This is a genomic window from Halomonas sp. SH5A2 (assembly GCF_014263395.1).
Lineage (GTDB): Bacteria > Pseudomonadota > Gammaproteobacteria > Pseudomonadales > Halomonadaceae > Vreelandella.
The window spans coordinates 677,507-690,888 of sequence record NZ_CP058321.1 but is presented as its reverse complement, the minus strand read 5'-3'; the positions used below and the strand labels follow the sequence as shown (position 1 = coordinate 690,888).

Annotated in this window: 9 protein-coding genes; 6 read left to right on the top strand and 3 right to left on the bottom strand. The window is 60.1% G+C overall.

Annotation, left to right across the window (positions count from 1 at the left end):
- Positions 1 to 6 precede the first annotated feature (6 nt).
- The 3 genes from HXW73_RS03295 to HXW73_RS03285 form a co-directional block, all read right to left on the bottom strand.
- Complete coding sequence (locus tag HXW73_RS03295) at positions 7 to 3,690, bottom strand: ATP-binding protein (RefSeq protein ID WP_186254880.1); 3,684 nt, start codon at positions 3,688 to 3,690, stop codon at positions 7 to 9.
- 88 nt (positions 3,691 to 3,778) lie between these two features.
- The gene (locus tag HXW73_RS03290; RefSeq protein ID WP_186254879.1) at positions 3,779 to 4,801 is read right to left on the bottom strand and encodes a histone deacetylase family protein; all 1,023 of its coding nucleotides are present in this window, start codon (positions 4,799 to 4,801) and stop codon (positions 3,779 to 3,781) included.
- A 3-nt stretch (positions 4,802 to 4,804) separates the two neighbouring features.
- On the bottom strand, positions 4,805 to 5,488 hold the full coding sequence (locus tag HXW73_RS03285; RefSeq protein WP_186254878.1) for a GntR family transcriptional regulator: 684 nt from the start codon (positions 5,486 to 5,488) through the stop codon (positions 4,805 to 4,807).
- A 228-nt stretch (positions 5,489 to 5,716) separates the two neighbouring features.
- Between HXW73_RS03285 and HXW73_RS03280 the strand changes: the two genes are divergently transcribed.
- The 6 genes from HXW73_RS03280 (at position 5,717) to HXW73_RS03255 (ending at position 13,376) form a co-directional block, all read left to right on the top strand.
- Positions 5,717 to 7,273 (top strand): ABC transporter substrate-binding protein, encoded by a 1,557-nt coding sequence (locus tag HXW73_RS03280; protein ID WP_186254877.1) that lies wholly within the window; start codon positions 5,717 to 5,719, stop codon positions 7,271 to 7,273.
- A gap of 66 nt (positions 7,274 to 7,339) precedes the next feature.
- Positions 7,340 to 8,320: an ABC transporter permease gene (locus HXW73_RS03275; protein ID WP_186254876.1), complete on the top strand. Its 981-nt coding sequence runs from the start codon at positions 7,340 to 7,342 to the stop codon at positions 8,318 to 8,320.
- On the top strand, positions 8,317 to 9,150 hold the full coding sequence (locus tag HXW73_RS03270; protein WP_186254875.1) for an ABC transporter permease: 834 nt from the start codon (positions 8,317 to 8,319) through the stop codon (positions 9,148 to 9,150). The genes HXW73_RS03275 and HXW73_RS03270 overlap by 4 nt, the downstream gene beginning before the upstream one ends.
- A gap of 27 nt (positions 9,151 to 9,177) precedes the next feature.
- The gene (locus HXW73_RS03265) at positions 9,178 to 10,809 is read left to right on the top strand and encodes an ABC transporter ATP-binding protein (RefSeq protein WP_186254874.1); all 1,632 of its coding nucleotides are present in this window, start codon (positions 9,178 to 9,180) and stop codon (positions 10,807 to 10,809) included.
- 33 nt (positions 10,810 to 10,842) lie between these two features.
- A complete protein-coding gene (locus HXW73_RS03260) occupies positions 10,843 to 12,225 on the top strand; it encodes an FAD-binding oxidoreductase (protein ID WP_186254873.1) in 1,383 nt (460 codons plus the stop codon).
- Between the two features lie 41 nt (positions 12,226 to 12,266).
- On the top strand, positions 12,267 to 13,376 hold the full coding sequence (locus HXW73_RS03255) for a pyridoxal phosphate-dependent aminotransferase (protein WP_186254872.1): 1,110 nt from the start codon (positions 12,267 to 12,269) through the stop codon (positions 13,374 to 13,376).
- The last annotated feature ends 6 nt before the right edge of the window (positions 13,377 to 13,382 follow it).

Sequence of the window (13,382 nt, the reverse complement as noted above, 5' to 3'; positions counted from 1 at the left end):
TATCGCTCATACCGGCGCCTCCTCATGGCGGGCTTTGAGCCGCTCAGCCAAGCGGCTTTGGCGGGGCTCGATGCGTTTTAGCCGTCGTTTGGCGGGGTCGTCGGCGTCGCGGTCGATCAGGTAGCGGTTATGGAACAGCAGCAGCACGTCGGATTCCGGGTTGGGGAAAGCGCCGACAATATGAATCTGGTTGCTGTCGCAGGCGTCAAACAGCTTTTCGACGTTGTGGTAGGCCAGCGTGCCGATCTCGTCGATGGGCCAGTGAATGGCGATTGCCGCCCGGCCGCGCAGCAGGCGGGTAAAGGCGAGCAGGAACTTGCACAGAATCAGGTACGCCATGCCGTGGCTGGACGATTCGAGCAGCTGGCGGTCGTTCTTGATGATCAGGTCGGTGCCGCCTTCGTTCAAGTGCAGTTCCAGACGCAGCAGGCTTTCGAAGCTGTACTGCTGGTCGCTGCGCAGCAAGTCGACCACGTCCGCCAGGGCGTTCAAGTAGTCGTCGCTGGGCAGAGTCTGCTCGGAGTCGCGCCAGGCCTTGTAGCGCTGTGCGAACAGCTTGAGCGGCTCCCAGAAGCCGAGCTCGTCGATGGTCGACTGAATGCGCACCTCGGCTTTGCTGATGCCATCCAGGCGCAGGTCGTCGGCCACTTCATCCGAGAGGCGCTTGCTCTGGGCGCTGATGCGGCGGTTGAGGTCGCGGAACACGGTGAAGAACTTGTCCAGATCGTCGCTGAGGTTGCGCCCCTGCTGAATCAGCTGTTGCTGCTGGTCTTCCAGCAATTTGAGCATGCCGCCAAGTAACGGCAGCAGCGTCCGCGGGTCGTCGGGGTCGGCCAGCTGCGCGCGCTCGTTTTCCAGCGCGTCGACAAAGCTGGTACTGGCGCCCTTGATCAGCTGGCTCTCCGCTTCCTGACAGCCCTTGCGCAGCGTGTCTCGCTCTTGGGCTCGGCGGGCAAGCGCCTGGCGGGTGCGCGCCAGCCGCTCGGCGACATCGCCGGGGGCGTCCTGCTGGGGCGTGGCGTCCGAGGTCAGCGTGAGTTCATCGAGCTGCTTGAGCAGCGGCTTGAGGTCGTTGAGCACCTCGTGGCTTTCCCGGCGTTTGGTTTCAAACGCCGCGACGTGCTGCTGATGGGCCGCCTTGGTGGCTTTGAAAGCCTGTTGATGCTCCTCGCGTTGTCGCTGGGCGGCGTCTATCTCACGGCTTAAACGCCCTTCCTGCTCGACCAGCTCCGGTTTGCGCTGGCCCCAGCTCACCCGCATAAAGCGCTTGTAGGCGTCCAACTCGTCCTGGCGGGCGGCGGTGTGGCGGATGTGCTCGTCCAATTGCTGCAGCCGGGTGCGGGTATCCCTGAGTTTTTCCGGGTCGACGCCCTGAGCCTTTAGTTCCTCGTCGAACGCCTGCTCGAGCTCGGCGCACTGGCGCTTGTGCTCGGCCTTCTGCTCGGTGAGTTGGGTCTTGTACTGCTGAATCTGCCGGTCGATGGTGTCCAGTTGGCTTTGCGCGTCCGCTTTGAGCTCCAGCAGTTCTGCCTGATGGGCGGCGTTTAGCTTGTCCAGCGCGGTTTTGCGTTCGTCGCGCAGGGCTTGCTGCTGCGCTTCCTGTTCTGCCAGGGCAGCTTCGTGGTCCGCCTTGCGCTGGCGTTGCGCCTGGGCATGGCGTGCCTGGCACTGGCGGCGGGCCTCCTGGGCGTACTCGACTTCTTCATCGGCGCGCTTCACCGCCAGTTGGGCCTGGCTTAGCGCCTCATCGGCAGCCTGGACGCGCTCGTTATGCCGTTTGAGCTGCTTTTCACTGTTGCCTCGCTCGGCCTCGGCACGCACCACGGCGTCGTCCGCCGCTTCAATGGCGGCCAGCAGGCTGGCTTCATCCTGAGCGTAGTCCGGCGGCTCAATCAGATGGGTATCCAGTACCAGGCCGTACAAGTCGTCGCTTGGCTGCTCCGTCAAGGTCGGCGAAAGGTCCCGCCGCTCCAGCAGCTCGGGGGCGATCACCTTGCCCAGCCGCTGCTCCCATTCGGGCAGATGGTAACGCAGGAAATGCCGCAGCGATCCTTGAGCGGGGTCGCGCTGGCGGTGCAGCGCCTGGCTGGTTTGCTGGGCACGGGTAAGCGTCCGGCGCGCATCCGCGTGGGCCTGTTCGGCGCTGTCACGCTCGCGCTTCAGGCTATCCAGCTCGCGGCGCTGGCTTTCCCGCTGGCTGCTGGCGGCGTTGTGGTCGCTTTGCGCCTGATCGATCCGCGCCTGAACCAGCGCGGCTTCTTCGCTTTCCTCGGCCGTGGGGCCGCTGTGGCTAAGCGCAGCTTTCAGCGCCGCCAGACGTTCAACCCCTTGGTTAAGGCGTTCCTGAAAGTCGGCTTCCGCCTCTTCACGCTGGGTCTGGTAGCGGGCGTCCAGGTGACGCTGGGCCTCCCAGTGGGCTTCCTGATGCGCGGCTTTTTCTTCATTGAGGGCATCGACCAGCCCCTGGATCTCTTCGCCCTGGCGGGCCAGTACTTCGCCCAGTTCGCGCAGCCGTTCTTCCTTGCGGGCCTGGCTGGCCTGCACGGCCTCTTGCAGGGCGTTCAGGTGGCTTTTTAGCTGCTCGAACTGCTCGCGTTTTTGGGGCAGCGCGTTAAGGTCGCGCTCAAGGGCGGGCATGTCTGCCGCCTCATAGGCTTCATACTGGTCCTGAAGGTCACTCAGGTCGCGCTGGGTTTGTTTGAGGGCGCTTTCCAGCTCGCTAAGCTGTTCATTCAACTGATCGCGGGCCGCCTCGTAGGCGTTTTTCTCGGCGTCGAATGCCTCTTGGCGCGTGTTCATATCGGCTTCGGCATCGGCCAGGGTACGCTCGATATGGTGACGGTCGGCTTCCAACTGCGGTTTCAACTGCCACAGCGCGGCTTCCACATCCGCCAACTCGCGGTCAACGTCGTGCAGCTTGGCAAGCGAACGCTGCAGCGGCTCCAGGCGCATCGACTGGCGCATCTGGTCAATCCACTCGCGCGCCTTGGCGCTGCGGATGCGGGTCACCGGCAGCTCGACGCCATCCTCTTCAAAGATCGCCGCCAGCATGGTCTTGAGGGTGTCCATCTTGCCCTCTTTGGCGTGCACAGCCGAGACCAGTTTTTCGATATGGCGGATGCGATGCTCGGGCTTGACCAGGCTGAACTGCGCGGCCAGCTGGCGCAGCTTGAGGGCATCCTTGCGATTGCCGTGGGGCATAATGCCGGGCGTGGGGGTAAAGTCGTTCTGGATCACGGCGCGGTATTCAGAGGTGGCCGTGAGCTTGGACGAGACGTTGATATTCTCCCGGCGCAGACCGTTGGCCCACTGGGCGTACTCCAGCGCCACGGCGCCACTTTCGCCCTCGACCAGATAATCCTCTGGCCGATACGGGGCCGCGACAAAGCGATACTCCACTCCGCCTTCCGATTTGCGGGTCAGCACCACCTGGCAGATATTGCCCGCTTCGCGGCGGTATTCGTAGACCAGGTAACTGTTGCGGTGGGGCAGGTAAAACGCGTCGAACTTCATGCGCGTTTTGGGGACGACTTTGTTGGGCAGCTCGCCATAAAACACCGGCACCAGGCGCTGAAGCGTGGTTTTACCCGAGGCGTTGGTACCGCAAATATTAGTGTGGCCATCCACACTCAATTCGACCACGCCTTCCAGGTGGCCGTGAATCATCACGATGCGTAGCAGGTGGGCCATGCCGTGTCCTTTCGTTTGCTATCCGGATCGTTTGCTGATCGCTGAAAGTGGCTATAGTGCCAGACACCTTGATGGCTTGTCTTACTGATTACGCCTTGCCGAGCAGCCCCTCAAAGAAACTCACTGCGTTGGCTTCAAGCCCCTCCAGGTAGTAACCGCCTTCCTGCACTACCAGCGTGGGTAGGTTCAGGTCCGCGACTGTGCGGCCAAGCTGACCAAAGCCTGCTGTGGAGACAGCGACTTTCGCCTGGGGGTCGCGCTCGTCGATATCAAAGCCCAGCGCCAGCACGATCGCGTCCGGTTCAAACAGGCGAATGGCCTGGCAGGCTTGTTCCAGGCGGTCAAAAAACGCCGATTCCGGTGAGCCGTGGGGCATCGGCAGGTTGATGTTGTAACCCAGCCCCGCGCCCTGCCCGCGCTCGTCTTCAAAGCCGGTGACCGCCGGGTAGAAGTTGGTGGTATCGCCGTGGATCGAGATATACAGCACATCGTCGCGCTGGTAGAAAATTTCCTGAATGCCCTGCCCATGATGCATATCAGGGTCCAACACCACGATGCGGGGGTAGCGCGAGGTAAGGTGTTGAGCGGCAATGGCAGTGTTATTGAGGAAGCAAAAGCCACCGGCGGTTTCGGTACCCGCGTGGTGACCCGGCGGGCGCGTTAACGCGTAGGCGAACCGCTCGCCGTTAAGCAGGGCTTCGGCACCGGCGACCGCGCTTTGCGCTGACCAGTACGCCGCCTGCCAGGTATGCTGACCCACCGGGGCGCTGCCGTCGGCCAGGTAGCGCGCGGCTTCCGCCAATATGCCGCGCAGAGCGTTGGGCGAACGCACGAAGATGTTGGAGATCACTTCGTCGCCCCAATCTTCGCCAAGGGCATGCCAACGCCGATAGGCACTTTCCAGAAAGCGCAGGTAAGACAGTGAATGCACTGCCCTCAGCGGCGCCACGCCATAGTCGGCAGGTGCCTGTAGCTCAAAACCCAGCTGTTTCGCGGCCGCCAGCAGATGCCTGGTGCGCTCAGGGACTTCCTGGGGTGTGCGCATTTTCCCACGGGAGAAATAGGTTTGCGGCTGATGAAGCATTTGGTCCGTGTGAAAGAACGTCTTCATTCGTTACTCCCCCGTTTCGCCTACGCCCTTGACCACGAAATCCCGGGCCACACCAATGTGGTAATCAATTGCCTCACGGCAAGCCTCAGGGCGGCCGCTATCCAGCGCATCCAGCAGTTTGAAGTGGCTGGTGGCGATGGTATCGGGGGCTTCGTGGGTCTTGGTAATCAAGGTGATGCATAAACGCAGTTCATGGCTCAGGTCGTTAAAGGCGCGTAGCAGACGCTCATTGCCTGCATAGTGCAGCATCAGACGATGAAACTGCAGATCTTCTTCAATCCGGCGGGTGCCATCATTACCGGCGGCTGCTTCACATAGCACTTCTACCTGCTGCTTGAGCGCGCGCTGCGCATCGGGCGTGTAACGCTCGGATAGCCGCTGCATCGCGTGGCGCTCAAGGCATAGTCGTAAATCAAACACATCTTCGAGTTCAACGGCATTCAACGCTCTGACAAAGAAGCCACGGCGTGGTTTTGAAATCAGTAAACCGCGACTTTCCAGCAAACGCGCAGCCTCACGAACCGGCGCGCGGCTGACGCCCAGATCGCGGGAGAGCTGTACTTCAGAAAGCCGCTCGCCGGGCAAAAAGTGTTGCTGAATAATCGCTTGGGTTAAATAGTCAGCTACCTGTTCGACAAGGTTCTGCTGCTGGATAAAGGCCCTGGGAGCCGCTTTGGATAAGGCCATAAAGTTCACTCATAGAGGGTCCGCATTCCCTAAAGTATGGCGAAAAATAACGCCTTGTCGACGGACGATTGCCGACTGTCGACAGTTTTTTAAACCGCTGCTATGTTCAAAAAGACCCTATGTTTACTAAAACCCTACAACAACGACAACAGGGTTAACCGACCACGCCTCGCTCGCCTAACGACGACGTAACCCCGTTGCGTTCCAATAAAATGAGGAGCAGGAAACATGAAAACACCTTTAGCATTGGCTATATCCGCTGCAGCACTCGCTTTCACCTCCCCCGCTTTTGCCGATGACCCCAAACAAGGAGGGACTGTCGATACGATTGTCCAGCCGGAGCCGCCAGGCCTGGTGCTGGGCATGATTCAAAACGCGCCCACGCGCACCGTGGCGGGGAATATCTACGAAGGCCTGTTGCGCTATACCACCGACCTGGAACCCATGCCACAACTGGCGAAGTCATGGGAGGTCAGTGACGATGGCCGCACCTACACCTTCCATCTGCGTGATGACGTTACTTGGCACGACGGCGAAGACTTTACCGCCGAGGATGTCGTGTTCTCCGCCGATGTCTTCCACCGTGAACTCAACCCCAGCGCCCGAGCGGTGTTGGAACACGTGGAAAGCATTGAAGCTACCGATGAACACACCGTGGTGTTTACCCTGACTCAGCCCTTCGGCCCGTTTATGCTCTCCTTTGAAGCGGGCACCTTTACCATGGTGCCTGAACATCTATACGCAGGTACCGAGTTCCGCGATAACGAGCACAACGACCACCCGATAGGCACGGGTCCGTTCAAGTTCTCCAACTGGGAGCGCGGCACGGTCATTGAGCTGGTTAAAAACGAGGAGTATTACGAGGAGGGTCTGCCCTACCTGGATGGCGTTAACTGGCACATCATCCCCGATGGCGCTTCCCGCGCAGTGGCCTTCGAGAACGGCACGATTGACGTGCTGCCCAGTGGTACCGTCGAGAACTTCGATATTCCCCGTTTAGCGGAGATGGATAACGTCTGCATGACCGAAGAGGGTCACGAGTACTTCAGCCCCTTCGCCATGCTGTGGATGAACAACCGTGAAGGCCCCACCGCCGACAAGCGCTTCCGCCAAGCAGTGATGTACGCCATGGATCGCGAGTTCGCCAAAGATGTGCTGTGGAATGGCCTAGGTAACGTGCCGCTCTCGGCGTTTGGCTCCAACGCGCGCTTCCAGAACGATGACCTGGAACCTTACGATCACAACCCTGACCGCGCCCGGGAGCTGCTGGACGAAATGGGCTACGACGGCGAAGAGATCACTATTTTGCCGCTGCCCTACGGCGAAACCTGGACACGCTGGGCCGAAGCCGTGCAGCAAAACCTGCGTGAAGTGGGCATTAATGTCGAAACCCAAGCGACCGACGTGGGCGGCTGGAACCAGCGCCTGGGCGACTGGGATTACGACCTCGCCTTTACCTACCTCTACCAATACGGCGACCCGGCGCTGGGAATTTCACGCACCTACCTTTCGGACAATATTGCCAAGGGCTCGCCCTGGAATAACGTCGAAGGCTACGAAAACGAACGCGTTGACGAGCTGTTTAACGAAGCAGCAACCGCCTTCCCCGACGAAGAGCGCGAAAAGCTTTACCGCGAAGTGCAGGAAATCCTGCACGAAGATGTCCCCGTTGGCTGGTTGATGGAACTGGGCTTCCCGACACTGTATCGCTGTGACGTGAAAAATCTGGTCACCTCCGGCGTAGGCGTTAACGACGGCTTCAAGGATGCTTGGCTAGACCGCTAAGTCCCAGTACACCCAGGTAGCGCGAGCTGCCTGGATGTTTGTTTTAGCTGTGTCAGGAAGGTGTCTATGGTCTACGCTCGCCTAATACTCATGCGGCTTTTTAAAGCCGTGATTGTGCTGTTTTTAATCGTTATTTTTAATTTCCTGCTGATTCAACTGGCCCCCGGTGACCCGGCTGCCATTCTGGCGGGACAAGCAGGCGCCGCCGACCAGGAGTTCCTCGACCAACTGCGCGAGCGCTTCGGCCTCGACCAGCCGATGTACGTGCAGTTGTGGCGCTATGTGTCGGGTATTGCCATGCTTGATTTCGGCTACTCCTACCGGCTGGGCGCTCCGGTGTTTGATCTGATTATGGCGCGCTTGCCCGCCACGCTGCTGCTCACGGGAACGGCCTTTGTGCTCTCGCTGGTGCTGGGCATTGTGGCAGGCTCCATGGCCGCAGCCCGGGTCAAAAAGCCTTCCGGATCATTGATTATGGCGCTCGCCCTGGTGTTCTACGCCACCCCGCTGTTCTGGGTGGCGCTGATGTCGGTGGTGGTATTTTCGGTCTATCTCGGCTGGCTACCTGCTTATGGCCTGTATACCGTCGGGGCCGGGCACACAGGGTTTGCCCTGGTGCTCGATATTGCCAAGCATCTGGTGCTACCAGCAACAACGCTGGCGCTGTTCTTTATGGCGATCTATACCCGGATGACGCGCACCTCTATGCTTGATGCCGCCCAGCAGGATTACGTTAAAACCGCCCGCGCCAAAGGCTTGAAGCCCAGCATCATTCAGCGCCGCCATGTACTGCGTAACGCGCTTCTACCCATCATTACGCTTGCCGGCCTACAGGCGGGGCAAATGGTCGGCGGCGCAATACTGACCGAAACCGTTTTTGCCTGGCCCGGCATCGGCCGCTTGATGTTCGAAGCCCTAGAGCAGCGCGACTACAACCTTCTGCTGGGGATTTTCTTCTTCTCGGCGGCCCTGGTCATCGTCTTCAACATCATCACTGATTTGGTCTACAGCCTTGCTGATCCACGCATCAAGAAGGGGGCCGCATGAGCTTTTTCGCACGCTTCTCGCAAAACCGTGGCGCCCTGGTGGGGCTGATTATTCTGCTGGTGATTATCGCCATGGCGATACTGGCGCCGCTGCTGTTTCCCGAATCGCCCTGGCGTATGGTGCAGCGGCCCTTTTTGCCGCCACTTTCGCAAGATGGCTTTCCGCTGGGCACCGACACCATGGGCCGCAATGTGGCATCAGGCTTAATGCACGGCGCCTGGGTATCGCTGCTGATCGGGCTGGTATCCACCAGTGTGGCGCTGCTGATTGGTGTGCCGCTGGGTGCCATTGCCGGTTACTACGGTGGGTGGATTGATGACATCCTGATGCGCTTTACCGAGTTCTTTCAGACCATTCCTAACTTCGCGCTGGCGATAGTGCTGGTAGCGATTATGCAACCCAGCATCACCTCGATTGTTTTGGCGATTGCGATTGTCAGCTGGCCGCCGGTAGCGCGTTTGGTGCGAGCCGAGTTCATGTCGTTGCGCAATCGCGAATATGTCGAAGCCGCACGCTTGGTGGGCCAATCCAACACCACGATCATTTTGCGTCAGATTCTGCCCAATACGCTGTCGCCGATTATCGTGCTGGCCTCGTTGATGGTGGCGACTGCCATCCTGCTGGAGTCGGCGCTGTCGTTTCTCGGCCTTGGCGACCCTAACGTGATGTCCTGGGGGTATATGATCGGCGCCGCGCGTACGGTGATTCGCCAGGCATGGTGGCTGAGCTTCTTCCCTGGGGTGGCGATTCTGCTGACCGTGCTGGCATTAAATCTGGTTGGTGAAGGATTAGACGACGCTTTGAATCCCAAACTTTCCCGCGAGCGCTAGGCGTTTGTTATGGCTGGAGTGCTTATTATGAATGAAGCATCAACAGAAACTGTCCTTAGCATTCGTGACCTGAGCGTTGCCCTACCCAAAGGAGCCGACCGTGACCTGGCGGTGGAGGACGTTAGCTACGACGTTAAGCGCGGGGAAATCATGTGCGTGGTCGGCGAGTCAGGTTCCGGCAAGTCGATGGCGGCCAACGCCGTGATGGGGCTACTACCCAAAGGCGTGCACGCCACCCAGGGCGAGATTCTCTTCGAAGGACAAAACCTGCTCGCCCTGAGTGAAAAACAGCACCGTGCCCTGCGCGGGCTAAAAATTGGCATGATTTTCCAGGAGCCGATGACCGCTTTGAATCCGCTGATGCGGGTAGGGGCACAAATTGCCGAAGTGTTTGAGGCCCATGGCCAGTTCAATGCCAAAGAGCGCCAGGCCCGCGCGCTGGAGCTATTGATCGAAGTGGGCATACCCCAACCGGAGAAAGCCATTAGCGCCTATCCGTTCGAGCTTTCCGGCGGCCAGCGCCAGCGGGTGATGATCGCCATGGCGCTCGCCCTGGAACCGGTGCTGCTCATCGCCGACGAGCCCACTACCGCGCTGGATGTGACTACCCAGGCGCAGATTCTGGAGCTGATTCGTGATCTGCAACAACGGCGCGGCATGTCGGTCATGTTCATCACCCACGACTTTGGCGTGGTGGCTGAAATTGCCAATCGCGTCTGCGTGATGCGCCACGGCAAGATTGTCGAGCTGGGAGACGCCAAGCCGGTGCTTGAGAACCCTCAAGACGCCTACACCCAAGCGTTGATTGCGGCAATTCCCAGCAATGCGGTGCCGCCCCACCGGGAAACCAGCCAGGTCGCCCCGCTGCTGGAAATAAAGCAGCTCAATAAAGTCTTCCGCTCCCGAGGTGGACTGTTCAAGCCTGCCCGGGAAGTACGCGCCCTTGATGATGTGTCGCTTACCCTGGCTCGGGGCGAAACCGTCGGCATCGTCGGTGAATCCGGTTCTGGCAAGTCCACCCTTGGACGATGCGTGGTGCGTCTCGAGCACCCTGACAGCGGCGAGCTGCTACTGGATGGTGTCAATCTTTCGCAATTAAAGGGTGATGCGCTCCGCCGTGAGCGCCACCGGGTGCAGATGATATTCCAAGACCCTTACGCCTCCCTCAACCCACGTACCAAAGTGGGCATGGCGATCGCCCAGGGGCCGATTGCCAACGGTACGCCCAAAGCCGCAGCGCTTAAGCAGGCAGGCGAGCTGCTGGAGTTGGTCGATTTGGGCGCCAGCGCCGTGGAGCGCTTTCCCCACGAATTTTCCGGTGGCCAGCGCCAGCGTATCGGCATTGCCAGAGCGCTGGCGCTTAACCCCGAGCTGATTGTCGCGGACGAAGCCGTTTCAGCCTTGGATGTGTCGATTCAGGCGCAAGTGTTGGAACTGCTGGAAGAGTTAAAACAGCGGCTTTCATTGTCGCTGCTGTTTATCACTCACGACTTACGCGTCGCCGCGCAAGTTTGCGACCGTATCGTGGTCATGCAGCATGGGCGGATTGTCGAGCAAGGCAGCGCCGAGCAGATTTTCCTCGCCCCGCGTGAGGCGTATACCCAAGACCTGCTCAAGGCGATTCCTGGCCGCGAAGCGACTGCAGCCGCTATCGCCTAGATAATGGATACGAATTTTTATAAAGGGAAACGCATGCTGATACCCCTGGAGACGCTAAGCGCTATTGTGGGCTCGGCCCATGTATTAACCGGCGACGATGTTAATAGCCGTAGCGTCGATTGGATGACCGGTGCGCCCTGCCAGGCAGGCGCGATTGTACGCCCGGCGGATGCTGACCAAGTCGCCGCCGTGATGCACGCCTGTCATCAGCTGCAGCAGCCGGTAGTGACCCATGGCGGGTTAACGGGCCTGGTGCACGGCGCAGAAGCTAGCCCTGATGAACTGGTAATCTCCCTTGAACGCATGAGCGCCATTGAAGAGATTGATCAAGTGGGCGGCACCCTCACGGTGCAAGCGGGAGCACCGCTTCAGCGGGTGCAAGAAGCTGCACGGGGAGTCGGCCTGCAGTTCCCACTGGATTTGGGCGCGCGGGGCAGCTGCACCATCGGCGGCAATATCGCCACCAACGCCGGCGGCGTGCGGGTCATCCGGTACGGCATGATGCGCCAGCAGGTACTCGGCCTGGAGGCGGTGATGGCCGATGGCCGTATCGTCAGCTCAATGAATCACATGCTCAAAAACAACGCGGGTTTCGACTTGAAGCAGCTATTCATTGGCAGTGAAGGCACCTTGGGCATTGTGACCCGTGCCGTACTGCGATTGCAGCCACCCACGCCCAGTGAACAGACGGCGCTGGTGGCCTGTCCTTCGTTCGAGGCGCTAACCGGGCTACTCAACCATATGGGCAAAGCGCTTGGCGGCAGCCTCGGTGCTTTTGAGGTGATGTGGCAAAACCACTACCGTCTGCTCACCGAAACCCTGGGGCGCCACTCGCCACCGATTGCCACTGAACACCCGTTTTATGTGATTATTGAGTCCCTGGGCAGCGACGCCGAGCGCAATGCCACCCAGTTCAGCGAGGCGCTGGAAGACGCCCTGGAGAGCGAACTGATTGTCGACGCGGTGATTGCCCAATCCGGCACCCAGCGCGATGGCCTATGGGCGATTCGCGAAGATATCGAAGGGCTGATCAAAGGCCTCGCGCCGCTGCTTACTTTCGATGTCAGCCTGCCCATTGCCGATATGCAGCGCTATACCGATGCGCTAGAGGCGCAGCTAATCCAGCGCTGGACAGATGCGCGCCTGGTGGTGTTTGGTCACCTGGGCGATGGCAACCTGCATATTTCTGTCAGTGCGGGAAGCGCTGATCCCGAAGTGCGCCGCGAGGTAGAAGCCATGGTCTACCAGCCGCTGGCTGCGCTTGGCGGCTCGGTCTCCGCCGAACACGGCATTGGCCTGGAGAAACGCCCTTGGCTAAGCACCTGTCGCTCCAGCGCCGAGATCGAGCTGATGCGCACCCTTAAGCAAGCCCTCGATCCGCTCAATCTATTGAATCGCGGTAAAGTGCTTCAATAAACGTTTTAAGTTAAACATTCATTGTATTGTTAGGAATCACCATGCCCCGCTACCCCGACCACTTAATGAGCGAAGGCCCCGCCAACCCCTTTCCCGGTATCAAGGTGCTGGAGCGCCGCATTGGCCAGGATATCCCTCATCGGCTGGGCTCCAACGAAGGCCTGGACATGCCTCACCGCGCGCTGCGCGAGCACTTTGGTGATGCCCTGGCCGAACACGTTTACTGCTACGGCGATGCCGAGGCGCTGGGTGTTCGCCAGCGCCTGAGCAAACAGCAGGGTATTGCGCTGGACACGCTGCTGGTGGACGCTGGCGCCGACAGCTTGATTGCCCTGGCGCTGCGCACCACCTGCGAGCCGGGTGAAACCGTCGTCAGCACCGCTGGTACCTACCCCACCTTTGGCTATTTCGCCAAGGGCCAGGGCTGTCTTGTGGTCGAACCCCGTTACCATGAAGCGCCCGGCGTGCTGGCCCCCGATCTGGAAGCCATGGCCGCCGCGGCCCATGAGGAAAACGCCCGACTGGTCTATCTGGCCAACCCGGACAACCCCAGCGGCCACTTGCACAGCGACAGTGCCATCCTCAAGCTGCGCGACGCCCTGCCCGATACCTGCTGGTTGTTGCTGGACGAGGCGTATGGAGATTTCCGCGATGATGCAGGCAGCGAGTTCGCGGCTAAAGCACTGCCAGGCGTGATCCGCCTGCGCACGTTCTCTAAGGCCCACGGCCTGGCAGGCCTGCGTATTGGCTATGCCATCGCCGACCCCGAGGTACTGGCGATGATGATGAAGGTGCGCATCCATTACGCGGTGTCTACCTTCACCCAGGCGGCCGCCGAAGTGGTGCTCGACCATCCAGAGGAAGTGCATCAGCATGTCGTCAAGGTAAAAGCGCGCCGAGAACAGTTGGCCGGACACTTTCGAGCCCTGGGTGCCGATGTGCTGCCCAGCGCCACCAACTTTGTCGGCATTCGCCTGCCCAGCGCCGAACTCGCCGAGCAGATTCACCGCGAACTATTGGAAGCCGGTCGATTGATTGCTCGCCCGGCACATCCGTCGATTGGTCATGTGTTGCGCATTACCGCCGTCGAAGATGCCCTGGTGCCTGGGCGGCTAGCGATTCTCGAACGGGCGATTAAAGAGCACGCCTGACTCCCC